This window comes from Rhodobacteraceae bacterium LMO-JJ12 (assembly GCA_021555075.1).
Lineage (GTDB): Bacteria > Pseudomonadota > Alphaproteobacteria > Rhodobacterales > Rhodobacteraceae > JAKGBX01.
Genome location: JAKGBX010000001.1, coordinates 2,102,300 through 2,126,411 on the forward strand (window position 1 = coordinate 2,102,300; position 24,112 = coordinate 2,126,411).

Annotated in this window: 21 protein-coding genes; 5 read left to right on the plus strand and 16 right to left on the minus strand. The window is 59.6% G+C overall.

What is annotated here, in order from left to right; translation table 11 throughout:
- The first annotated feature begins 1 nt into the window (after position 1).
- Positions 2-1,348, plus strand: coding sequence for a methylenetetrahydrofolate--tRNA-(uracil(54)-C(5))-methyltransferase (FADH(2)-oxidizing) TrmFO (gene trmFO, locus LZG00_10050; protein MCF3594343.1), 1,347 nt, complete (start codon positions 2-4; stop codon positions 1,346-1,348).
- Between the two features lie 69 nt (positions 1,349-1,417).
- Entirely contained in the window at positions 1,418-2,293 is an 876-nt protein-coding gene (gene gluQRS / locus LZG00_10055; protein ID MCF3594344.1) for a tRNA glutamyl-Q(34) synthetase GluQRS, read from the plus strand.
- Here the strand turns inward: gluQRS and LZG00_10060 are convergent.
- Both LZG00_10060 and hisI read right to left on the minus strand, forming a co-directional pair.
- Positions 2,290-3,057, minus strand: coding sequence for a hypothetical protein (locus LZG00_10060; GenBank protein MCF3594345.1), 768 nt, complete (start codon positions 3,055-3,057; stop codon positions 2,290-2,292). The genes gluQRS and LZG00_10060 overlap by 4 nt on opposite strands.
- 66 nt (positions 3,058-3,123) lie before the next feature.
- A complete protein-coding gene (gene hisI, locus LZG00_10065) occupies positions 3,124-3,483 on the minus strand; it encodes a phosphoribosyl-AMP cyclohydrolase (GenBank protein ID MCF3594346.1) in 360 nt (119 codons plus the stop codon).
- Positions 3,484-3,574: 91 nt separating this feature from the next.
- Between hisI and LZG00_10070 the strand changes: the two genes are divergently transcribed.
- Positions 3,575-4,024 (plus strand): iron-sulfur cluster assembly scaffold protein, encoded by a 450-nt coding sequence (locus tag LZG00_10070; protein ID MCF3594347.1) that lies wholly within the window; start codon positions 3,575-3,577, stop codon positions 4,022-4,024.
- A gap of 456 nt (positions 4,025-4,480) precedes the next feature.
- Here the strand turns inward: LZG00_10070 and recG are convergent, their stop codons facing one another.
- From recG to LZG00_10090, 4 genes are all read right to left on the minus strand, one after another.
- Positions 4,481-6,571: an ATP-dependent DNA helicase RecG gene (gene recG / locus LZG00_10075; protein ID MCF3594348.1), complete on the minus strand. Its 2,091-nt coding sequence runs from the start codon at positions 6,569-6,571 to the stop codon at positions 4,481-4,483.
- Positions 6,568-8,832 (minus strand): NAD-dependent DNA ligase LigA, encoded by a 2,265-nt coding sequence (gene ligA, locus LZG00_10080; protein MCF3594349.1) that lies wholly within the window; start codon positions 8,830-8,832, stop codon positions 6,568-6,570. Before ligA ends, recG begins: the two co-directional genes overlap by 4 nt.
- 203 nt (positions 8,833-9,035) lie before the next feature.
- The gene (locus LZG00_10085) at positions 9,036-9,755 is read right to left on the minus strand and encodes a response regulator transcription factor (GenBank protein ID MCF3594350.1); all 720 of its coding nucleotides are present in this window, start codon (positions 9,753-9,755) and stop codon (positions 9,036-9,038) included.
- A gap of 93 nt (positions 9,756-9,848) precedes the next feature.
- Entirely contained in the window at positions 9,849-10,127 is a 279-nt protein-coding gene (locus LZG00_10090; protein MCF3594351.1) for a DUF1153 domain-containing protein, read from the minus strand.
- A 247-nt stretch (positions 10,128-10,374) separates the two neighbouring features.
- Here LZG00_10090 and mnmA point away from each other — a divergent pair, with 247 nt between their 5' ends.
- The gene (gene mnmA / locus LZG00_10095; protein MCF3594352.1) at positions 10,375-11,517 is read left to right on the plus strand and encodes a tRNA 2-thiouridine(34) synthase MnmA; all 1,143 of its coding nucleotides are present in this window, start codon (positions 10,375-10,377) and stop codon (positions 11,515-11,517) included.
- A gap of 51 nt (positions 11,518-11,568) precedes the next feature.
- On the opposite strand, the gene LZG00_10100 is transcribed toward mnmA, so the two are convergent.
- Positions 11,569-12,312, minus strand: coding sequence for a cytochrome c biogenesis protein CcdA (locus LZG00_10100; GenBank protein MCF3594353.1), 744 nt, complete (start codon positions 12,310-12,312; stop codon positions 11,569-11,571).
- Between the two features lie 135 nt (positions 12,313-12,447).
- Here LZG00_10100 and LZG00_10105 point away from each other — a divergent pair, with 135 nt between their 5' ends.
- A complete protein-coding gene (locus LZG00_10105; GenBank protein ID MCF3594354.1) occupies positions 12,448-12,678 on the plus strand; it encodes a sulfurtransferase TusA family protein in 231 nt (76 codons plus the stop codon).
- A gap of 229 nt (positions 12,679-12,907) precedes the next feature.
- Here LZG00_10105 and LZG00_10110 read toward each other — a convergent pair whose 3' ends face one another.
- From LZG00_10110 to purS, 9 genes are all read right to left on the minus strand, one after another.
- Positions 12,908-15,769, minus strand: a complete 2,862-nt coding sequence (locus LZG00_10110; GenBank protein MCF3594355.1) for an Rne/Rng family ribonuclease — start codon at positions 15,767-15,769, stop codon at positions 12,908-12,910.
- A gap of 695 nt (positions 15,770-16,464) precedes the next feature.
- Positions 16,465-17,799: a sigma-54 dependent transcriptional regulator gene (locus LZG00_10115; GenBank protein ID MCF3594356.1), complete on the minus strand. Its 1,335-nt coding sequence runs from the start codon at positions 17,797-17,799 to the stop codon at positions 16,465-16,467.
- Between the two features lie 30 nt (positions 17,800-17,829).
- A complete protein-coding gene (locus tag LZG00_10120; protein MCF3594357.1) occupies positions 17,830-19,599 on the minus strand; it encodes an ATP-binding protein in 1,770 nt (589 codons plus the stop codon).
- A gap of 122 nt (positions 19,600-19,721) precedes the next feature.
- Positions 19,722-20,765: a succinylglutamate desuccinylase/aspartoacylase family protein gene (locus tag LZG00_10125; GenBank protein MCF3594358.1), complete on the minus strand. Its 1,044-nt coding sequence runs from the start codon at positions 20,763-20,765 to the stop codon at positions 19,722-19,724.
- Positions 20,762-21,667 carry a 30S ribosomal protein S6--L-glutamate ligase gene (gene rimK / locus LZG00_10130; GenBank protein ID MCF3594359.1) on the minus strand — a complete coding sequence of 302 codons (906 nt, stop codon included), beginning with the start codon at positions 21,665-21,667 and terminating at the stop codon, positions 20,762-20,764. The genes LZG00_10125 and rimK overlap by 4 nt, the downstream gene beginning before the upstream one ends.
- Positions 21,668-21,670: 3 nt before the next feature.
- A complete protein-coding gene (locus LZG00_10135; protein ID MCF3594360.1) occupies positions 21,671-22,138 on the minus strand; it encodes a RimK/LysX family protein in 468 nt (155 codons plus the stop codon).
- Positions 22,139-22,380: 242 nt separating this feature from the next.
- Positions 22,381-22,833, minus strand: a complete 453-nt coding sequence (locus LZG00_10140) for a GNAT family N-acetyltransferase (GenBank protein ID MCF3594361.1) — start codon at positions 22,831-22,833, stop codon at positions 22,381-22,383.
- 205 nt (positions 22,834-23,038) lie between these two features.
- On the minus strand, positions 23,039-23,707 hold the full coding sequence (purQ, locus tag LZG00_10145) for a phosphoribosylformylglycinamidine synthase subunit PurQ (GenBank protein MCF3594362.1): 669 nt from the start codon (positions 23,705-23,707) through the stop codon (positions 23,039-23,041).
- Positions 23,708-23,757: 50 nt separating this feature from the next.
- On the minus strand, positions 23,758-23,985 hold the full coding sequence (gene purS, locus LZG00_10150; GenBank protein MCF3594363.1) for a phosphoribosylformylglycinamidine synthase subunit PurS: 228 nt from the start codon (positions 23,983-23,985) through the stop codon (positions 23,758-23,760).
- Between the last annotated feature and the right edge of the window lie 127 nt (positions 23,986-24,112).

Sequence of the window (24,112 nt, forward strand, 5' to 3'; positions counted from 1 at the left end):
CATGGACACACTACATATCATCGGAGGCGGGCTGGCCGGATCAGAAGCCGCCTGGCAAGCCGCACATCAGGGCATCCGCGTGGTCATTCACGAAATGCGCCCGCATGTCGAAACTTTCGCCCATAAATCCGGTAATCTGGCCGAAATGGTCTGTTCCAACTCCTTCCGCTCGGATGACAGTGAACAAAACGCCGTCGGCCTACTGCATTGGGAAATGCGCGCAGCCGGTGGGTTGATCATGGAAATGGCCGATCTGCATCGCCTGCCCGCCGGCGGTGCTCTGGCAGTTGATCGCGAGGCGTTTTCCGAGGCCGTGACCGCACGCCTCACCGCCCATCCGCTGATCTCCGTCGAGCATGGCGAAATCACCTCCCTGCCCGCAACGGGCCATTGGATCATCGCCACCGGCCCGCTTACCTCCTCTGCCCTCGGAGAAGCCATACAGGCCGAGACCGGCACCGACCGTCTGGCGTTTTTCGACGCAATCGCCCCCATCGTCTATGCCGACAGCATCAACATGGACATCGCCTGGCGCCAGAGTCGCTATGACAAGGGCGAGACGGAAGACGAGCAAAAGGCCTATCTCAACTGCCCGATGAACCGGGATCAATACGAAGCCTTCATCGACGCGCTTCTCGCTGCCGACAAAACCGAATTTCACGACGGCGAGACCGCCAAGTATTTCGACGGTTGCCTGCCGATCGAAGTCATGGCCGAACGTGGGCGCGAAACCCTGCGCCACGGCCCGATGAAACCCGTAGGCCTGACCAACGCCCATAACCCGACCGAGAAAGCCTATGCCGTGGTGCAACTGCGCCGCGACAATGCGCTTGGCACGCTCTACAATATCGTCGGCTTTCAAACCAAGATGAAATACGGCGCGCAAACCGATGTTTTCAAAATGATTCCCGGACTTGAGGATGCCAGTTTCGCACGCCTCGGCGGGATTCACCGCAATACGTTCATCAACTCGCCCACGCTTCTGGATGATCAGATGCGCCTGCGCTCCAAACCCAACATCCGTTTTGCTGGGCAAATCACCGGCGTCGAGGGCTATGTCGAATCCGCCGCCATGGGCCTTCTGGCCGGGCGAATGGCAGCGCAGGAAATCAAGGGGCGCACCCTGCCCGCACCGGCCCCCGAAACCGCGACAGGCGCGCTCATCACCCATATTTCGGGCGGTGCCGACGCCAAGACATTTCAACCGATGAACGTCAATTTCGGCCTCTTCCCGCCGGTCGATGGCCTCAAGGGCGGGCGGCGTGGCCGCAAGGACCGCTACAAGGCCTATACCGACCGTGCCAAGGCGCATTGGCAATCCTGGCTAGACGCACAGTCGGCGGAGTGAAATACTCAAGGGCATGACTCACCCGGCGATACATTACATTATATACTCCGCTCAAGCGGTTGTAATATCGTGACTTTCAGCACCCGCTTCGCCCCATCCCCGACCGGCCCCTTGCATCTGGGCCACGCCTACTCGGCGCTTCTGGCGTATGACATGGCACAGGCGGCAGGCGGTATATTCCATCTGCGGATCGACGATATCGACCAGAGCCGCGCGCGCCCCGAATGGCAGGCGCAGATTTATGATGATCTTGCCTGGCTCGGCCTCACCTGGCCAACCCCGGTGCGCCGCCAATCCGATCACCTGCCCGCCTATCGCGCCGCGCTGCACCATCTTTGGGTGCGCGGATTGCTCTATCCCTGCACCTGCACCCGGCGCGACATCGAAGAAGCCGCCAACGCCCCACAGGAAGGCGCAACACCCATCGGCCCCGATGGACGCGTCTATCCCGGCACCTGCCGCCCCGCGCATCCGCCGCGCGGCCCTTTGCCCGACAGCGCCCTGCGCCTCGATATGCGCCGCGCCCTCGGCACGCTGGCCGCGCAAGCCCTGCTCCCGCCGCTCGGATTTTATGAGGGGGGCAGCGGGCCCGAGGGTGAGGCTGGCCAGATTACGCTATCGTCAGATGAGTTGATCAAAAACATCGGTGATGTCGTGCTCGCCCGGGCCACCATGGGCAGTTCGTATCACCTGTCAGTCGTGATCGACGACGCGGTTCAGGGCATCACCAATGTCGTGCGCGGACAGGATCTCTTCTCTGCCACAGCTATCCATGTGGTGCTGCAACGGCTCTTGCAACTGCCGACACCGCGCTATCACCACCACGGCCTGATCCGCGACGAGAATGGCAAACGGCTGGCCAAACGCGATGATGCTCGCGCCATTGCCACTTATCGCGACGCGGGGCTCTCCCCCGCAGATATCCGCGTCAAAATCGGTCTTTAGTTCAACGATCTCCATGGCTTGGGCATCCAAACCCAACGTCCACCGACATAGATAAGACCGTCATATGCCATCCCCAGCGTTTCGCCCTGTTCAACGAATTTGAATCTTACAATCGGGTGGCTTGCGTTAAAAAACCCTACGACATCGCGATACCCACCGGGAAACTCTTCAAGCATGGGAGAGCCAGTCTTAAGCGCGTCCGTGGTGGCATACCACGTCAACAAATTTGATTGCCCCGGCTTGGGGCCGATGGCGACACTGCGGGTCAGATGCTCGTCATAGGTGGCGATCATCTTCGAGGCCAGCGGCTCGGCATAGACCGCACGCACATCCTCGGGGCTGGGCACCAACGCCCATGTCAGCGCATGTCGATCGGCATTTGGCTCAAAAAACTTCATCAGCAAGGCACGCGCCTCGGCTTCACTCCCCGCCGCAGGACCGGCATCAACGTCGGGTGATTTGCTGGGCTTGTTCGCCATCACAAGCTCCAGCAGGCTCTTGCCGCCGCTGTCAGTGCAAGCCTGGATCAAATTCCCCAGTACAATCTGGCTTTTTTGAGTATCGACCTGGCGCACCAGATCGTTCTGCGCGGCGAGATACCCAAAAACCCACGACGCGATCATCATCTGATCGGTTGTACCGCCGGTATTGGAAAGTACCTCTGTGCACGAACGTGTCGGATCAAACCCATTTATATCTTCTGAAACGGCTTGCCCCGGCGCCAGAAATAGGGTGAGAATACAAGCGTAACCTAATGATTTCATGATATTATCCTCAAGTGCTAAACTAAATATGCAGCAAGCTTAGCACAAGGATTGTCTTTCACGAAGTCATGTTTCGGGCGTCATGATCTCCACTTCTTCGCCCTCGCGGATAGCCGTATAGAAACAGCTGCGCCGGTTGGTATGACAGGCCGGCCCCGTCTGACGCACTACCGCAAGAAGACAATCGCGGTCGCAATCCACCCTCAACTCGACCAACTCCTGAGTATGCCCGCTGCTTTCGCCCTTGACCCAGAACGCCGCACGCGAGCGCGACCAATAGGTCACACGCCCACTCTCCAACGTCCGCGCCACCGCCTCAGCATTCATCCAGGCCAACATCAATACCTCGCCACTTTCGGCGTCCTGCGCAATGACAGGCAAAAGCCCCTGCGCGTCATAAGTCAGATTCTCAGCATCAAACTTCATCCTGCCCCCCTTTGCATCTTTGATTTCCCGGACTATCTATGCCAGATCGAACAAAGAGGGAATGGCCCGGATCGCGGCCAAAGAGATTGCCATGAGCGAAACAGACCTGATCAAGCTCTACTCGGCACGCATCCTTGCGCTGGCGGCTGACATTCCGCATCTCGACCGGCTTGAAGCCCCCGACGCCACCGTAAAACGCCGCGCACCGCTCTGCGGCTCTACCGTGACTGTCGATATCAAGGTGAAGGACGGGGTGATCTCTGATTTTGGCCAGGATGTGAAAGCCTGCGCGCTCGGTCAGGCCTCGGCCAGCGTTGTCGGCGCGAACATCATTGGCCGAAGCCGAGACGAAGTCGAAGCCGCGCGCGACGCGCTCCTTGCCATGCTCAAGGAAGACGGCCCAACGCCTGCCGCGCCTTTCGATGGGCTCGAAGTGCTGCGCCCGGCGCGCGAATACAAAAATCGCCACGCCTCGATCATGCTGACGCTTGAAGCAACACTCGAAGCAATGGATGCCGCCCTCCAGAGCGATTGCGCCTGAACCACCCACACAGCCTCTAGCAAAAAAAACCGCCGCTCTTGGGGTTTCCAAGGCGGCGGCAAGGTGCGTGATCGCATTTAACCCTGTCAATTCCGGGGGCGGTTGAGGCAGTCCCCATGGGATGGTCAGACAGGCAGTCTACTCAGGGCGGCGCTTTAGTTTGGGACAGAGTGCGCCGCCGATCAGGGCCACGCGATCACGTGGCAGAAAAGTCAAAAGAATCTCAGGCAAGCCCCGGCAGGTGCAATCCGGCCACCAGCATGACCATCAGCGCAACAGCCCCTATCGCATCCTGCCAGAGGGTGTCTTGGCTGCGTTCAACGATGGCTTTGATCTGGGTCAGCATAATGTCGGCTCCTGCTCTCGGGCATGTTTGTTGCCTCTTTGTTCTCATTTTGGAAACCTTTTGTAAAGAACTTTTTGAGAACATTAGTGAACATTGTAAGACTTCTGCTTCTAACCTACTGAAATCAAACGAATTGCCTGATCCTGGCTCATTAGCCAAAGCAGGCAGCGCGCCGCTTGGCCGCGTTCCCCCTCCAATGTTGGGTCGTCTGACAGCAACTTGCGCGCGTCTGATTGCGCCACGGCCATCAATGCCGCTTGCCGTTCCATGTCGGCGATACGAAACTTCGGCAGCCCCGATTGCGCCGTCCCGATAAGATCACCCGCGCCGCGCATTTCCAGATCGACCTCGGCGATGCGAAACCCGTCTTCGCTATCCCGGATCGTGGTCAGCCGCCGCTCGCCGCTTTCGCTCAGCGGCGCCTGATAAAGCAGAAGACAGGTCGAAGCCGCACTTCCTCGCCCGACCCGGCCACGCAACTGGTGCAACTGCGCCAGCCCGAAAATTTCGGCCCGCTCGATCACCATGATCGTTGCACCCGGCACATCCACCCCAACCTCGATCACGGTCGTGGCCACCAAAACGCTGGTCTCGCCGCGCTGGAACGCTTTCATCGCCGCGTCTTTCTCCGGCCCCGGCATCTGCCCGTGGACCAGACCGACAACCCCCTCGCCCAAGGCCGCGCGCAACTGCTTGAACCGCTCCTCGGCCGCCGTCAGATCGACATTTTCGCTCTCTTCCACCAACGGGCAAACCCAATAGGCCTGTTTGCCCTCGGCCACCGCCCCGCGCAGATGCTCAACCACCTCGTCGATCCGCCCGGTGCTCACCATTGCGGTCTTGATCGGCTGTCTGCCGGGCGGTTTTTCATCCAGAATCGAAATGTCCATATCACCATATTGCGCCAGTGACAGCGAACGCGGAATGGGCGTAGCCGTCATCACCAACACATCCGCACCCGCGCCCTTACGGCCCAACTCAAGCCGTTGACGCACCCCGAAACGGTGCTGTTCATCCACAATCGCCAGCCGCAGATCGTGAAATTCCACGTCCTTCTGAAACACCGCATGGGTGCCCACCAGAATCTGAATATCGCCCCGTGCAAGCGCCGCCAGCTTGGCCTTGCGCTCGGCCCCCTTGTCGCGCCCGGTCAGGATCTCCAGAACCACACCGGCACTTTCCGCCAACGGGCGCAGCCCTTCAAGATGCTGGCGCGCCAGAATTTCGGTGGGCGCCATCATCACACCCTGCCCCCCGGCCTCCACCGCGATCAAGAGCGCCATGAACGCCACAAGCGTCTTGCCCGCGCCCACATCGCCCTGCAAAAGCCGGTTCATCCGCTCGGGCTTGCCCATATCCGCCGCAATGTCATTGATCGCGCGCGTCTGTGCATCGGTCGGTCGATAAGCTAACGCTTCCAATACCTTGCGCTGCAAAGCGCCGGTGCCGTGGCTGTCGCGCCCCTTGGCCTTGCGCAGGTTTGAACGCGCCAATGCCAAGGTTAGCTGATGCGCCAGAAACTCGTCATAGGCCAAGCGTTCACGCGCCGGGGCCGTGTCCGCCAGATCGCCCAAGTCTTGTGGCGCATGCGCAGCCTTCAACGCCTCAAGCCAATCAGGCCAACCGGCATGTGCCTTTTGCAGCGGGTCAATCCACTCGGCCAGATCCGGCGCGCGCGCCAGCGCCGATTGCGCCGCCTTGAACATGGTTTTCTGCGTCACGCCCTGGGTCAGCGGATAAACCGGCTCAAACTCCGGTATCTCCCCCGCCTCTTCGGGCGGCAGCATATGATCGGGGTGCACCATCTGCGCAATCCCATCAAACAACTCGACCTTGCCCGACACCACCCGACGGCTCCCCACCGGCAACATCCGGTTCAGATACTCGTCACGCGCATGGAAAAACACCAACTGAAAGGTGGTTTTTGCATCCTCGACCGTGATGCGATAGGCGCCACCGCGCCGCGTGGCATGACGATGCTGGCCCACCGTGACCTCTACGGTGACAACCCCCGGCAAATCCGCGTCCAGCACACTATCACGCCGCCGCCGGTCAACCCCGGAATAAGGCAGCGTCAACAAGACATCACGCGGCAACACAATGTCGATCTGCGCCAGATGCTCGGCCGTTTTCTTGCCCACGCCTTCCAGCGTCTCAATGTCCGCAAACAGCGGGAAAAGGGGCTCCGGGCGCCCGCTCATAACCCCTCGATCAACGCGATCCAGGCGTCCTCATCGATCGTTTCAACTCCAAGACTTTCAGCCTTCTTGGCTTTTGAGCCCGCCCCCGGCCCGGCAATCAAAAGGTCCGTCTTGGCACTGACCGATCCTGACACCTTCGCGCCCAGAGACTCGGCACGCGCCTTGGCCTCGGCCCGCGTCATCTTTTCCAACGTGCCGGTAAAGACCAACGTCTTGCCCGCCACCGGGCTGTCGCTTGTGGCTGGTGCTTCGGCCTTTTCGACCTCCAGTTCATCAATCAACCGGTTGATCCCCGCACGTTCAGACGCCTGTGCGAATGCCGTTACCAGCGAAAGAGCCACCGTTGCGCCGATGCCTTCGATATTGACCAATTCATCCCAAGCAGCGCGCGCATCAGCAGGAATCTCAGGGTCTTGCGCCCAGACCGCATTTCGTATCTCGGAAATCTTCGCCCGCCGCCCCGCATCTGCGGCATTGCGGCGCTCTTCCTGAACGGCAATTTCAGCCAATTGATAGCGTTGCGCCGCCGGGCGCGCGCTGTCCACCGCCGCAACAAATGCATTCCAATCGCCAAAATGGCGCGCAATATCCGCCGCAGCCACCTCACCGACATGCCGAATCCCAAGCGCAAACAACAGCCGCGCAAAACCGATCCGGCGTTTTTCCTCGATTGCACGAAACAGATTGCTGGCCGAAGTCTCGCCCCAGCCATCGCGGTTTTTCAGCTTTGAAAGGTTCGCCTTGTCTCGCGCTTCCAGCGTGAAAATATCGGCCGGTTCGCGAATGGGAAGCTGATCGTCGCCGTAAAACGCCTCGATCTGTTTGGCGCCCAATCCGTCGATATCAAACGCCTTGCGCGACACGAAATGCTTGAGCTTTTCCACCGCCTGCGCTGGACAAATCATGCCGCCAGAGCAACGCCGCACCGCATCGCCTTCTTCCCGAATCGCTTCCGATCCGCACTCCGGACAGATCGTCGGAAATTCAAACGGCTGCGCCCCCTCGGGCCGTTTCGTAAGATCCACATCCGCGACCTTCGGAATCACATCGCCCGCGCGGTAAACCTGCACCCAATCGCCGATGCGGATATCCTTGCCACCGCGTATTTCCTCGCCCGAGCGCGCACGCCCGGCGATATAATCCTCGTTGTGCAGCGTCGCATTGCTGACCACCACGCCGCCCACCGTCACCGGCAAGAGCCGCGCCACCGGCGACAACGCCCCGGTGCGCCCGACCTGAATGTCGATCGCTTCCAGTCGCGTCCAGGCCAGCTCCGCCGGGAATTTATGCGCAATCGCCCATCGCGGCGTGGTCGAGCGAAAGCCGAGACGGTGTTGCAGCCCCAGATCGTTGACCTTGTAAACCACCCCGTCAATATCATAGCCCAAGGTCGCGCGTTGCGCCTCGATCTCGCGGTAATGGGCAATCATCTCCTCTGGCCCTTTGCAAAGCCGGGTCAGCGGATTGGTTTCAAACCCCAACTCGGCCAGCCGCGCAATCGCCTTCATTTGCGTGGCGGCCAGAGGTTCGGACAGCGCCCCCCATGCGTAGGCAAAGAATTTCAACGGCCGAGCGCGCGTGATGGCAGCATCCAACTGGCGCAGCGACCCGGCGGCGGCGTTGCGCGGGTTGGCAAAAGCCTTGTCTCCGGCCTCCAGCGCCCGCGCGTTCAACGCCTCGAAATCGGCATGGCTCATATAGACCTCGCCGCGCACTTCAAGCACCTCGGGCGCACCGACCAAAACCTGGGGAATATCGCCGATCTCGCGGGCATTGGCGGTCACATTCTCGCCCACTGCCCCATCACCGCGCGTCGCGGCACTGACCAGCTTGCCATCCTCATAGCGCAGGCTCAGGCTGACCCCGTCAATCTTGGGTTCGGCGGTATATTCCAGCCCCCCCGTATGTCCGAGATAGCGGCGCACACTGTCGTCAAACTCGCTCACGTCGGCGTTGTCAAAAGCATTGGACAGCGACAACATACGCACCGTATGGGCAATCTTACCAAAGCCCCCTGCCGGGGCCGCGCCCACCTGTTCGCTGGGGCTGTCAGGTCGTTTGAGATCGGGAAAGCGCGCCTCGATCGCGGCATTGCGCCGTTTGAGCGCATCATAATCCGCATCCGACATCTGCGGCGCATCTTCGCCGTGATAGGCAGTATTGGCCGCTCCCAGAAGCCCGGCCAGCCGTGCCAACTCAGCGCGCGCCGTCACCTCGTCAAGCTTATCCACCGGTGTTTCGCCGTTCACGCCCGTCTCCATTTTCGCACAGATCATGCCATGCACAGATGTAGCACGGCAAATGGCGAGGTCCAGCCCACAGACCGCACCTCAGATCCAAGCCGCAGTCGAGGCACAATGACGCCCCAGAAACACAAGACGCCGCGCAACCAGGAGGGCGGTTGCGCGGCGCGAGGCTCGGGAGTGGTGGGCAATGCCCTGGAAAATCGAGCCTTGGGAAACCGTCAGGCGCCGACCGCCATCGCCGGTGCATCCTCAATTTGCGACGGCTCAGGATCGCGCAGCACATAGCCGCGACCCCAGACGGTTTCGATATAGTTTTCGCCATCTGTGGCCGTCGCCAGTTTCTTGCGCAGTTTGCAGATAAACACGTCGATAATCTTCAATTCCGGCTCGTCCATGCCGCCATAGAGATGGTTCAGAAACATCTCCTTGGTCAGGGTCGTGCCCTTGCGCAGGCTCAACAACTCGAACATCTGGTATTCCTTACCCGTCAGATGCACCGTCTTGCCGCCCGCATCCACCGTCTTGGCATCGAGATTGACGTTGATCTTGCCGGTCTTGATGATCGATTGCGAATGCCCTTTTGAGCGCCGGATGATCGCATGGATTCGCGCCACCAGTTCTTCGCGGTGAAACGGCTTGGTCAGGTAGTCATCGGCACCAAAGCCAAACCCCTTGAGCTTGTTTTCGGTATCATCGGCACCCGACAGGATCAAAATTGGCGTATCGATCCGCGCCATGCGCAGTTGACGAAGCACCTCATGCCCATTCATGTCGGGCAGGCCAAGGTCCAGAAGGATCAAATCGTAATCGTAAAGCTTGGCGAGATCGATCCCCTCTTCCCCCAGATCCGTCGTATAGACGTTCAGATTGGCATGGGTCAGCATCATCTCGATGCTCTTCGAGGTCGTCGGGTCGTCTTCCACCAGCAGCACACGCATTTTCGATTCTCCACAGTTTGACTTGTCGGAATTAAACGTGAACAAAAATGGTTAACTACAAGTTACCGACGATACCTTTTTTACGTTCTCGCCCTAGGGTTGTCTATATTTTTGTAAGAATGTGGTCTTGAGCGCTTCTTCCCCATGCATGCTAACTGCTGAAATCCATTCGAAAAACTCATCACTGCTGAGGCCGTAACGCTCAAGCGCCTCATCTTGCGAGATCAATCCGTAGAGAACACCGCGCACGACCGCGGCTTTGCGGCTGGCCACCCAACGCACGGTTGTATTGGGCGGTAGATCGGCGCGCGTCATGATCGACCCATCCGGCAAAGTCACGGCCCGCGACCCCTCGATCTTCTTCAGATACATGGCTGACACCTCATCGTTACTGCAATCTCTTCGCCTTTGCCCCTTGATGCCGCCCCGCCTGTTAATGTCCGATGAAATCCGCGCCTGAGAATAGGTCGCATTTTCCTAAATCAGTTCACGTCTTGCCCCCCATACGCCGGCAGAGCGGGCGTCATTGCCTGCTCGTGCGACGTTTTTCTCGAATTCGGTGGTTTCGGGTGGGCCAAATCCGCCCTATATGGGCAAGGATTCCCAAAGGAAGACTCCCATGTCGCTCGATCATACCGCCCCGCTCAATTCGCTGGGCTTCGCCAAACCGCCCTCAGAAACCCGCGTGGTTGTCGCCATGTCGGGCGGTGTGGATTCCTCTGTCGTAGCCGCCATGCTGGCCGAGGAGGGCTATGACGTGGTCGGCGTCACGCTCCAGCTTTATGATCATGGGGCGGCGCTGGCCAAGAAGGGGGCCTGCTGCGCCGGAATCGACATTCACGACGCGCGCCGCGTGGCCGAGGACATGGGCTTCCCCCATTACGTGCTCGACTATGAAAACATCTTCAAGGACGCCGTGATCGACGAGTTTGCCGACAGCTATCTCGCCGGGGCCACCCCGGTGCCCTGCATCCGTTGCAACGAGCGGGTGAAGTTCAAGGATCTGCTGCAAACCGCGCGCGATCTCGATGCCGATTGCATGGCGACCGGGCATTACATCCAACGCATGACAGGCAGCCAAGGCGCCGAGCTTCATTCGGCGGTCGATGCCGCGCGTGATCAATCCTATTTCCTGTTCTCCACCACCCGCGAACAGCTTGAATTCCTCCGCTTCCCGCTGGGTCATCTGGCATCCAAGGACGAAACACGCGCCCTGGCGGCAAAATATGGTCTTCCGGTCGCGATGAAACCCGACAGTCAGGATATCTGCTTTGTGCCCAATGGCGACTATGCCTCGGTAATCGAAAAGCTGCGCCCCGGCGCCGCCGAGCCGGGCGAAATTGTCGATATGCAGGGCAACGTTTTGGCCGAGCACAAGGGTGTCATCCATTACACCATCGGCCAGCGTCGCGGCCTTGGCATAGGCGGGCTTGCCGACCCACTCTACGTGGTCAAACTCGACGTCGACAACCGCCGTGTGATCGTCGGCCCAAAAGAAGAGCTTGCCACAAGCATCGTGCCGGTGCGCGAGATCAACTGGCTGGGAGATGACGGGTTGGAGGACCAGAGCGAACGCGAGATTTCCGTGAAAGTCCGCTCGACACGACCGCCCCGCCCGGCAATCCTGCGCCCCACCGGGCCGGATACGGCCGAGATCGAACTGCTGACACCCGAGGAAGGCGTCTCACCCGGCCAAGCCTGTGTCTTCTATGAAACCGATGGCAGCCGTATCTTCGGTGGCGGATGGATTCACCGGGGCTGAGCATAGATCGGGTGAGAGCGTGAACCGGTCCTCACAGACCGGAAACGCCCCCTACCCCAACGTCGCCAGCGCCGGGAACTGCTCAAGCAGCCAATAGGAGAAGGTCGAAAAACCGCCCGTCAGCATCAACAAGCCGATGGTCCACAACAGCAAGCCCATCACCCGTTCAATCTGTTCCATATGCCGCTTCATCCAGCCCATCAGCCCGGTAAGACGCGGCAGGAACGCCGCCACCAGCAGGAACGGAATGCCAAGCCCCGCCGCATAGACCGCCAACAAGGCTGTGCCCCGGCTGATTGACGCCTCACTGGCCGCAAGCGACAGGATCGCACCCAGCTGTGGCCCAATGCAGGGCGTCCAGCCAAAGGCAAAAGCCAACCCAAGAATATAAGCCCCAAGCGCGCTGCCGCCCTGATCCCCGGCATCCATCCGCGTATCCCGGTCAAGAAATCCAATCCGGTAAATCCCGATGAAATGCGCGCCAAAGATCATCACCAGCACGCCTGCAATGGTGTTGAACCAATCCTGATACTGCAAGAACATCGTGCCCACGACGGACGCGGCAAAGCCCAACAGCAAAAACACTGTGCTAAGGCCAAGCACGAAGAACAGCGCAGGCAGGATGGCCCGGTTACGCCCCTCGTTCAAATCGCTCACCGACACGCCTGACATATACGCCAGATAGGGCGGCACGATCGGCAGCACGCAAGGCGAAAGAAACGACAAAACCCCAGCGGTAAGGGCAACAAGCATGGCCGGCAACAGGGCGGCGTCGATGATCTCGATTCCAAACATGCCAGCAGCTTTAGGGTATTCAGAGACCAAGGTCACGCGCTGCGAGGTCACAAAACCGTGGACAAAGCATCGCACCCTTTGAGGTTGCCTGAAAACTGCTTCAAATCGCGCCACAAACGGCTTATCTGCATCGCCATGGACGATAATCCCGCCTTCCTCGATGCCCGTGGGCTGCTCTGCCCTCTGCCCGTGCTCAAGGCGCGCAAGCGGCTGATGGGGCTGGCAAGCGGGGCGCAATTGCAGGTATTGGCCGATGATCCGGCGGCGGTGATCGACATGCCGCACTTCTGCGCCGAACAGGGACACGAGTTGCTATCCACGCAAGAGCAGGACGACGCCACGCTCTATCTGATCCGCAAGGGGTAGCGCCTTCTGCAGTCGATCCGGGCGATGACCATGATATCAGCGGCCCCTAGTATTGGGCGCGCATTGGCCCTCTCCACTTTCCCCAAAGCATAATACCCGCAAGTCTCCCCAAACACGCGCGCTCTTCACCCGCCTGACGACAGCCATCAAGTTCACGCCTCTCATGCGAAAAAGCCGCGAGGGGTCCCGCGGCGTTTTCCAGATCTTCGATAAATCGCAATCAGTGGTCTCAGCCCTTGCCGAGCGACCACCACCCCATGCGCTTCGTCTTCTTCTTCGGCGCTTCCACAGCTGCCTCTACTGGCGCAGCCACAGGAGCCTCCGGTTCCGGTGCTACTTCGGCCACCACTTCGGCCGATGCTTTGGGCGGCGCTTCGCTCTGGGCGTCAGGCGTCACCTCGGCTTCGACCTCGGGCTTGGCGGCCTTTGGTGCTGCCTTGGGCTTGGCCTCAGCTGGTTCTGTCCCATTTGTCTTGGCACGCGACGTTCGGCTGCGTGTCTTGGGCTTTTCCTCCGCGGCCTTGGCGTCATCCGCCGATCCGGCTTCTGCCACTGCTTCCGCGTCCTTCTTGGGCTTGGCGCGGCTGGCACGCTTCTTCGGTGCCGGTTTTTCGCCCGCTACCTCGGCATCCGCCGAAGCGACTTCCGCCTCAGGTTCCTCCACCGCCTTACGGCTACGCACGCGACTGCGCGGCTTGGGCTTACCTTCCGCTGTCGCATCCGCTCCGGCATCTGGCGCGGCCTCGGCCTTCGCCGTCACCTCACCCGCCGCGTCGGCGTCATCGGTTTTCTTGCGGCGCGATCTGCTGCGCGGCTTGGGCTTTTCTTTCTCGGCTTGCTGTTCATCCGCACCCGCTTGCACCGTCACCTCAGATGCAGTCGCTTGCGCGGCAACCGGTTCGGCATGGGCAGGCGCATCATCACCAGAGTCAGCCTTACCAGACTCGCTCGCATCAGCCCCGTTGTCCTGTCCCTCATCACCATCATTGTTGTGCGAGGGCTTTTTCCTGCGACGCCGACGACGGCGTTTGCTGCGCGGCTTGGTATCCTCATCGCCGTCGCCATTGCCGTTTCCATTGCCATTCGCTTCGACAACATCATCATCGGTATCGTCATCGCTCGCGTCATCAGAGTCGTTGTCGATCTCGGCCATCAACGAAGATTCCGCCGATACGACAGGCACCACCATTTCCGGCACGGCCCGCGTCGCGGTCTTGAACTTTTCAAGCGCGAAATCAGGCGAAATCAACATCGGATCGCCCTCAATCCGCACCGAAATGCCATAGCGCACCTCGATCTGTGCGACATGCTCGCGTTTCTGGTTCATCAGGAAGTTGGCGATGCCCACCGGACATTTCACCAGAACCTCGCGCGACCGGCGCCGCGTGCCTTCTTCTTCGATCTGACGCAGAATCGACAGCGCAAGGTTGTCGTCCGACCGGATCAGCCCGGTACCATGACACGATGGACACGGCTGTGTCGTCGCTTCGATCATACCGGGGCGCAAACGCTGGCGGCTCATCTCCATCAGGCCAAAGCCCGAAATCCGGCCCACCTGAATGCGTGCGCGGTCGGTCTTGAGCTTGTCCTTGATACGTTTCTCGACGGCGGCGTTGTTCTTGCGCTCGTCCATGTCGATGAAATCGATCACGATCAGGCCCGCAAGGTCGCGCAGACGCAATTGGCGCGCGACTTCCTCGGCGGCCTCAAGGTTGGTCTTGGTCGCCGTATCCTCGATCGAGCCTTCCTTGGTGGCCCGCCCCGAGTTCACGTCGATCGCCACAAGCGCTTCGGTCACGCCGATCACGATATAGCCACCGGATTTCAACTGAACCGTCGGATTGAACATGCTCGACAGATAGCTCTCCACCTGAAAACGCGCAAAAAGCGGCATCGTTTCCTGGTAAAGCTTCACGTTCTTGGCGTGGCTCGGCATGATCATCTTCATGAAGTCCTTGGCGATGCGATACCCACGCTCGCCTTCAACCAGAACCTCGTCAATCTCGCGGCTGTAAAGATCGCGGATCGAGCGTTTGATCAAATCGCCCTCTTCATAGATTTTCGCCGGCGCAATGGATTTCAGCGTCAACTCGCGGATCTGCTCCCAAAGCCGTTGCAGGTATTCATAATCGCGCTTGATCTCGGTCTTGGTGCGCTTGGCCCCTGCCGTGCGCACGATCAGACCCGCACCCTTGGGCACGTCAATATCGTTGGCGATTTCTTTAAGCTTCTTGCGATCAACCGCATTGGTGATCTTGCGGGAAATGCCGCCGCCGCGCGCGGTGTTGGGCATCAACACGCAATAGCGCCCGGCCAGGCTCAAATATGTGGTCAGCGCCGCGCCCTTGTTGCCGCGCTCTTCCTTGACCACCTGCACCAGAAGGATCTGGCGCACCTTGATGACTTCCTGGATCTTATAACGACGCGGACGCGGCTTGCGCGGCGGGCGGATGTCTTCGACCGCATCATCGTCGGCAACGGATTCGATGGTTTCGTCCTTTGACGCCGCATCGGGGGTGTCATCCCCGTGATCGTCGTCATCATCGGTGTCGGCGTGCGAAGTGTCGGGCTCCTCCACTGGCGTTTCCGCCACCAGATCCATCGGCGAATGCCCTTCGAGCGCGTCGGCTTCGTCGTCGCCAAACTCGATGGTTTCCATTCCGTCGATTTCGCTGCCGCTCAACTCGCGGGTCTCTACGGCATCGTCTGTCTTAACGTCAGCCGCCTTGGAGCGGCTGCGACGACGGCGTGACCGGCCGGATTTCTTCTCGTCATCATCCTCGCTGGCGTGCTGCGCTTCCGCATAGGCACGCTCTTCCTCCATCAACGCCTCGCGGTCAGCGATGGGGATCTGATAATAGTCCGGGTGAATTTCCGAAAAAGCGAGGAAACCATGCCGGTTTCCGCCGTAATCCACAAAAGCCGCCTGGAGCGAAGGCTCTACGCGGGTAACTTTTGCCAGATAGATATTGCCAGCAAGCTGGCGTTTGTTTTCGGATTCAAAGTCGAATTCCTCAACCTTGTTTCCGTCCACCACCACGACGCGGGTTTCTTCCGCGTGGGTGGCATCGATAAGCATTTTCTTGGCCATGTTTTCCATTTGCACGCCAAACGCCCCGCGCGCCCCGGATTTCCGGGGGGTGCTGCGGTAAGTTCAGGGTGACTATTTCGGGCAATCAAAGACGCGCTGCACGGCCAGGCATCTTGTGCCCCCGCTCGTGCCCTCGTTATGGTCGCGCGCTTCATCGCGTTTCTTCTCCGGCACTACAGATTTATCCTGACAGCGCCCGTTCATAAGCTCGGAGCACCCCTACTTTCGGGGTGGCGAGCATTCGTATGGCCATGTTGCCAGGGCCCAATCGGTCTGTCCGGAAAGGGGCCGGTTTTTCCGTAACCCAATACCATGACAGCGAAACTCATGCGGCCAGTGCCTCAGGGCACATCAACCGTTCTGCTTACATAAGTCGGATGGGGTTCCGATTACAATGGTGAATTCATGAACCCGTAACATTTGTTGGCCTACTGAAGCGGTATCATTCGCCTTCGTTCAAGGCCCGCAGAGCAGGCATTCCCGCCCTTCGCATTTGTTGAAACACAGGTCTGCTAACGCTTCGCGCCTTGTTTCTCGTGCCAATGGCCGATTGCCGCGTGCCACAAGACGGATGGCACGATCACTGCTGCGCCCAAATTGCGACATTGCGGGCAATGCGCACAGCGTTTCAGGCGAGAGGCGCGCATCAAACCGGGCTCAATAACACCCCACACCAAACCAATGCGGCTTGCTGATCAAAGATAGTCCGAGCGCTGAAGCCCATACTTGGCCATCTTCTCGTTCAGTGTTCGACGCGGCAGGCATAACTCATCCATGACATTGGCAATGCTGCCTTTGTGGCGGCGCATCGTGTTGTCGATCAGCATCCGCTCGAACGCTTCCACATATTCCTTGAGCGGCTTGCCCTCGGTCGTCATCACCGGTTGCATTTCCTCGTGGTCATTCATCAACAGCGATGTGATCGAGCCGGACCCGCGCCGCGATTGCAACACCGCACGCTCGGCCACATTGATCAACTGACGCACATTGCCCGGCCAGGGTGCCTGCAACAATTGCGCGGCTTCCTGCGCGCTCACTTTGGGCGCCTCACAGCCGTATTCATCGGCATATTGATCCGCCAGACGCGTGAACAGCGTCAGAATATCCTCGCCCCGTTGCCGCAGCGGCGGCACGGTAATGCGCAAGGCCGCCAGGCGATAAAACAGATCCGAACGCAGCGCGTCCTCACAAGTCTTGCCCTGCTCCTGAAGGTTGGAAATCGCGATGATCCGCGTCTCGGGCGGGTTGCCTTCTTCGTTGATGAAACTCAGCAACCGCGCCTGCACGGCATCCGGCAACGTCTCGATATCTTCCAACACCAACGTGCCACCGCGCGCCTCCTCCACCGCCGGAAGCTGGCTGCCTTCCGGTTGCATCGGGCCAAAAAGCCGCTTGGTCAACACATCCTCTTCCAGTGCAGAGCAGCTCAGCAGCACGAATTTCTTGCCCGCACGCGCCCCCACCGCATGCAACGCATGCGCCACCAGCGTCTTGCCGGTGCCGGTCTCTCCATCAATCAGAACATGCCCATCCGCCTGCCCCAGATCGAGAATATCTTCCTTCAGCCGCGCCATCACCGGGCTCTGTCCGATCAGCTTCTTCATCAACTGCCCGCCATCCGACAACTCGCGGCGCAAGGCGCGGTTGTCCAGCGTCAGACGGCGCATGTTGGTCGCCTTCTTGGCCAGTTCGGTCATCCGGTCGGGGTTGAACGGCTTTTCAAGGAAATCGAACGCGCCGACGCGCATCGCCTCTACCGCCATCGGCACATCACCATGCCCCGTGATCATGATCACCGGCAACGCACTGTCAGAGCCCATCAGCTTCTTGAGAAACTGCATCCCGTCCATCCCCGGCATCTTGATGTCGGAAATCACGATCCCCGGATATTCCGGCCCCAACGCCTTCAATGCATCCTCCGCACTCGGGAAGGTCTCGGTGTCATAACCTGAAAGCGCCAACCACTGGCTGATTGAACGGCGCATATCCTGTTCGTCGTCGACAATTGCGATTTTCATTGCCTTGGCCATCGCGTCTCATTCCTCATTAGCGGCGTCTCGTTACTCGGCCGCCTGCGTTTCATTATCTTCCAAGATAGGGAGCTGCATTTCAAAAACAGCCCCCCCCGCCGCAGCATTGCGCGCGGTAAGTCTTCCGCCAAGGTCGTTCACGATCCCCGAAGAAATCGCAAGCCCCAGCCCGACCCCCTCGCCCGGCTGCTTGGTCGTGTAAAACGGCTCGAACAACGTATCGAGATCTTCGATGCCATAGCCATTGTCGCGCACGCTCAACGTCGCGGTTTCCCCCTGCACCAGCAGAAGATCAATCTGCGGATCCGGCACCCCCTGAATCGCATCCAGCGCATTGCGCAAAAGATTGATCATCACCTGCTCAATACGCAGCCGATCCCCCATCACCATTACCGGCGTATCGGGCATCGAGCGGGTGATCTCGACCTTGCGGCTCTTGAGCTGCGGCTCCATCATCACAACCGCAGACATCAACGCATCGCCCACGTTTACAGGGGCAAGCGTCTCGCCACCTTTACGCGCATAGCTCTTGAGCTGGCGGGTAATCGCGCCCATCCGCTCGATCAGATCATCAATCCGTGAGAAACTCGACAGCGCCTCTTCCGGGCGAGAGCGCCGCATCAGCAAACGCGCCCCCGCAAGATAGGTCTTCATCGCCGCCAGCGGCTGGTTCAACTCATGGCTGACCGCCGCCGACATCTCGCCCAAAGCCGCCAGCTTTGAGGCCTGCGCAAGCGTCTGTTCGGCCACGACAAGCTGATCCTGCATCTTTTTGCGCTCGGCAATTTCCCGCTGCAAGCGTGCGTTCAGTGCGCGAAGTTCTGCCGATTCCCGCTGAAAGAAAACCATCCGCGACGCCGTCTTGCGGCTCAGGAAATAAAACGCCAGCGCCAACAGAATGGCGAATCCCATGATCTCCAGCGCCAGGAACCCGTTCACCTTCTCACGCACCCCGGCATAGGGCGTGAAGCTGGCGATCTTCCAGCCGCGAAACGCCACCCGCCCCTCCATCCGCATCACGGCTTCACCCTGCACATAGGCATCGGCCGGCAGCACGCTCCAGTTTGCGGTGGTGCGAATGGCACGCTCGATCGCGCTTTCCACCGGCTCGTGCTGCAACGCCTCCGCCTCGGTCAGCCCGCGCCAGCGCGGCTCAGTCGCAAGAATGATATTGCCCGTACTGTCCGAGACCAGAACCGCATCCGATATCCCCGCCCAGGCGCGTTCGAACTTTTGCAGGTTCACCTCGACAACGATCACCCCCAGCGTCTCGGCCTGCCAATCGACCCTGCGCGTATAGCTGAAGATATACCCCCCCGCCTCGCGCTCGGTGACCGTAAAGATGGTGTTATTCGAGCGCAGAGCATCAAGAAAGTAAGCCTTCGGGCGATGGTTCTCACCCAGCCGCGCACGGTCGGTCGCAGCCACGGTGCGCCCGTCGCGGTCAAGCAGCATCAACGAGGCCGCCCCGATCTCTTCGACAAAGGACAAGAGCCGCTGGGTCGAGCGGCTGTAATCGGCCGAGTCCAAGGCCCCGATCAACGCCGGATCGCGCGCCAGAAGCTGCGGCACGATGGAATTGCGCCTCAATTCGCTCAGCAGGTTGCCGGAATAAAGCGCCAGACGCAGCTCTGCCCGGTTGCGCGTGGTTTCGGTAAAGCGGTCCGTCAGCAATCGGTTGGTGGTCAGGATCGTGGCCACAGCAATGATCAACAAAAGGATCAACGCGGCGCGCGTGCGCCAACCCGTGGTGCGGGTGCGCGTTGCCTTGACGATCTGGGTTGTTGGCTTGCGGCTCATGGCTTCAATCTACGCCGCACCGCGCCCGCGCTCAAGCTATGCTGCGGGCCCAGCCCACGCGCGCCCAGATTTCCGCCGATACCCTGCATCAAACCCGGCACATGCATCACACGCACACCCCTTCAGATGATTTCATCCTCATCAAACAGTGGCGCCTCTTCCAGTTGCGCGGCCAGATCCCCAACAGCGGCTTCCGCCATATCCGATGACTTCACGGCCGCAATATGCAACAAGGCATCGCCTTCATAAACCACCGGCATCACGGCCCGCCCGACGATAATTCCACCGTTGCGCGCGACAACTTCCACTTCGCTCTCGCCAAACGGATCGGAAATCGCCCCAACCACCTCGCCATCCTCGACCACGTCTCCCTCGGCCTTGAACATGCGCAACAGCCCGCCCGCAGGCGCGCGCAGCCATTTACTGTCGGAACACAGCAGCGATCTGGCGCGTGGTTTGGCGATCCCCGCCGTCGGCAACATGCCGACGTCCTTCAATACCCGCCTGATTCCGGCCAATCCGGCCCTGACCGACATCTCGTCAAACCGCATCCCCTCCCCGGCTTCATAGAGCAGCACGTCGACTCCGATCTTCTTGGCCTCCTGACGCAGGCTGCCATCACGCAGCGCACTCGTCAGAATGACCGGCGCGCCAAACACCTGCGCCAGCCTCAACGTCTCGCGATTGTTCGCCGAAACCCGGACCTGCGGCAGATTTATCCGGTGGATCGCCGCCGAATGCAGATCAATCCCAAGCGAACACGGCGCGACGATCTCGGTCATGAAGATATGCGCCAGCCGCGACGCCAACGACCCATTGGGCGAGCCGGGAAAACAGCGATTGAGATCGCGCCGGTCGGGCAGATAGCGCGAATGGTTGAGAAACCCGAAAGTGTTCACGATCGGCACCGCGATCAACGTGCCGCGCAGCGATTTGAGGGTCTTGGTTCTGAGAAGACGGCGCACGATTTCAACACCGATGATCTCGTCACCATGCACGCCTGAGCTGACAAAAATGGTCGGCCCGTCAACGCGCCCGTGGATGACATGCGCCGACAGCGTGACGGGCGTGTGATCGGACAACGTGCTGACCGGAAGGTTGACCGTCTTGCGGGTGCCGGGCGCAATGCTATGCCCGCCAATCGCGAAACTTGCGCGTTTGCTCATCCCTGGCCTTTGGTGCGGGTTGCGTTGGGCTTGGCGTTCTTCTCGATATACTCAATGATCTTGCCCGCGATATCCAGACCGGTTGCCTTTTCGACCCCTTCCAGCCCCGGCGAAGAATTCACCTCCATCACCACCGGCCCGTGGTTCGATCTCAGCATATCGACACCACACACATTCAAACCCATGGATTTTGCCGCCCTCAGAGCAGTTGAACGTTCCTCCGGAGACAGCTTGATCAGTTCCGCTGACCCGCCACGATGCAGGTTCGAACGGAAATCCCCCGCCGCGCCGGTCCGTTTCATCGCCGCCACAACCCGCTTGCCAACAACGATGGCTCGAATATCTGTGCCCCCGGCTTCCTTGATGAATTCCTGAAGCAGGATGTTGATTCCCGCCCCGCGAAACGCCTCAACCACGGATTTTGCCGAGCGTTTGGTGTCCGCCAGAACCACACCGATGCCTTGCGTGCCTTCCAGCAGCTTGATCACCACCGGCGCGCCGCCCGCAAGCTCCAGAACCTCTTCGGTCTGTTTAGGGTCGTGGGCAAAAGTCGTCACCGGCAGGCCGATGCCATCGCGCGCCAGCAATTGCATTGAGCGCAGCTTGTCGCGCGAACGCCCAATCGCCACGCTTTCATTCAGCGGATAGACCCCCTGCATCTCGAATTGCCGCAATACCGCCATGCCATAAAAGGTGACAGACGCCCCTATACGCGGGATCACCGCATCATACCCTTCCAGCTTTTCACCATTGTAATAGACCTCGGGACGACGCGAGGCGATGTTCATGTAACACCGCAGGGTGTTGATGATATCAAGCCGATGCCCGCGCTCTTCTGCCGCTTCTTTCAGCCGTTTGTGGGTGTAAAGTTCTGCGTTTCGCGCAAGCATTGCAATCTTCACGGCCTACTCCTTGAAATGGGGTTTCTTGCTGACGAGATAAGAGCGTCCCGGATGGACGACGATCTGTCGGTTTCTCAGGGCGCGTCGCCCCAGAATGAGTGGGAATCGCATGGTGCCACGGTCGGTCAACGAGATGTCGATCTTCCATTTTCGCCCCGAGATTATCATGGGCGTGCGGATAACGATACGGGTTTCCGGCGTGCCGCTGGTATTGGTGATATCGCGTTTGGTAAAAACCGGAAATTCACAGATGCGCGGCGGCGTTCCGGGGATTTCGGGACAGCGAAACCGCACCCATTCCTTTCCCCGCTTGGTGAACGTCTCAATATCATCGGCATGCAACGCCGTCGTCTTCGCCCCGGTATCCACCTTCACGGCAAAGTCCTTTAGGCCCAGCTCCGGCAGGCTGATGCATTCATGCCAGCCAATCACCGTAAGCGGCGTTGCGGGATGCGATAGGCGGTTGGTCATTTTCACGCTTTCCATGGAGATGCCAAGACGCACCACAATGCGGCATCTGCGTGAGACTTACCAGAGATGCAGTGCCATCGCACCCGCGACGGCCTCAAAAGGGCGCCTCTGCGTTGGCCAGAGGTCGCGTGCCGCCCAGCCCGAGCCACCCGGTTTGAGCGGCATGGTTAAAGGGCTGCCATGCGGATATTGCTGCCGCTCACGTATTTGGCAGGGCAAGGATGATCCTGCCCCGCCTATTCTTACCCTCTAAGACGCAGGGTCGCGTTCGGGAAGGGGAAGCCGAAGTCGTCAACATCACGCCGGGATACCTCGTTGAATCCAAGCGCCCTGTAGAATCGGACAGCCTGCTCATTCGCGGTATAAACCTCAAGGGACAGCTCACCCTTGCGGGCTAGCGTATGTGCGATTAGCTTGCGCCCAACGCCGAAGCCCTGCCGGTCCGGCGCGATGAATATCCCCCCGATGAAGCTGCCCAAGAGGCTGATGAAGCCGACAACTTCCTCGTTGAGGCAGGCAACCGAAGTTTCTGCATTCGGCAGATATTCCTCTTCGATCATCTGGCGTTGTTCGATCAGCCTCGGCTCACCAATGAACGAATGCGCCTTCAAGGAGGCTTCAAACCAGATATCGGATAGTTTTTTCAAATCCGTTTCCTCGAAAAAGGGCCGGATCAATACGTCTTTGCTCTCCATGAGAACTCCACTGAAATCATGTAAAAAGGTTCGGCAGCCATGTGCCGAAGCGATGCCGCTATATGCGGTTCAACCTTAGCCTCTGTACATAGATCTCCTTCTGTGGCAGCCCGAATATAAATTCCTTGATCGTCGTGTTCAATGACCGGAAGCGGCGGTGAGCAGACACTCAAGCCTCCCAAAACTGCCGCCTGCAAACCCCGCCTCAGACCAGCGCCATTTCCCGCATCAAACCCTCAAACATCGCTGCACCATCGGTGCCACCATGCGCCGCCTCGGCCATCCGCTCGGGATGCGGCATCATCCCCATAACGCGACGATTGCGGCTCACCACCCCAGCGATATCGGCGACCGACCCGTTGGGGTTATCAACATAGGTAAACGCGATGCGCCCCTCGTCTCTCAACTGCGCAAGCTTCGCATCATCGACGAAATAATTGCCGTCGTGATGTGCAATCGGCACAGTGATTTCCTGTCCGGCCTCATAGCCTTTCAGGTAAACCGTGTCACAATCCTCAACCCGCAACACCACGGGCTTGCAGATATATTTCAGATTGGCATTGCGCCTCAGCGCCCCGGGCAACAGCCCGGTTTCCGTCAACACCTGAAACCCGTTGCAGATCCCAAGCACATAGCCACCCTTCTCGGCATGCGCGACAACCGAACGGCAAATCGGTGAATTCGCAGCAATCGCACCGCACCGCAGGTAATCGCCAAACGAAAACCCGCCGGGGATTCCCACAACATCCACCCCTTCGGGTAGCGCCGTATCCTTGTGCCAAACCATCGAAACCTTGGCCCCGGCGCGTTCAAATCCCAACGCCAGATCCCGATCACAGTTCGAACCGGGGAAAACGATGACAGCTGCATGCATGGGGCTCTTGCCTCCCTATTTCAACGCGCGCGCCAATGCGCGCCGCTGATTCAGATTTCGATCCGGTAGCTTTCGATCACGGTATTGGCGAGCAGTTTCTCGCACATCGCCTTCACGGTCGCCTCATCCGTACCCGCCGCTAGGTCAAGCTCGATCACCTTGCCCTGGCGCACGCCTTCGACACCGTCAAATCCAAGCGCGCCAAGCGCATGTTTCACGGCCGCGCCCTGCGGATCGAGAACCCCATCCTTCAGCATCACATAAACCTTGGCTTTCATCGCCCGTCCCCCAAGTTTTCGCGCGGGGCCGCCCCCGCTTCATCTTGCCTTAAATATCCAAATCCAACTGCGCCACAAGAAACGCCGTTGCCTTAAGAGCCCCAGGTAGACAAACCGCCCACCCTGC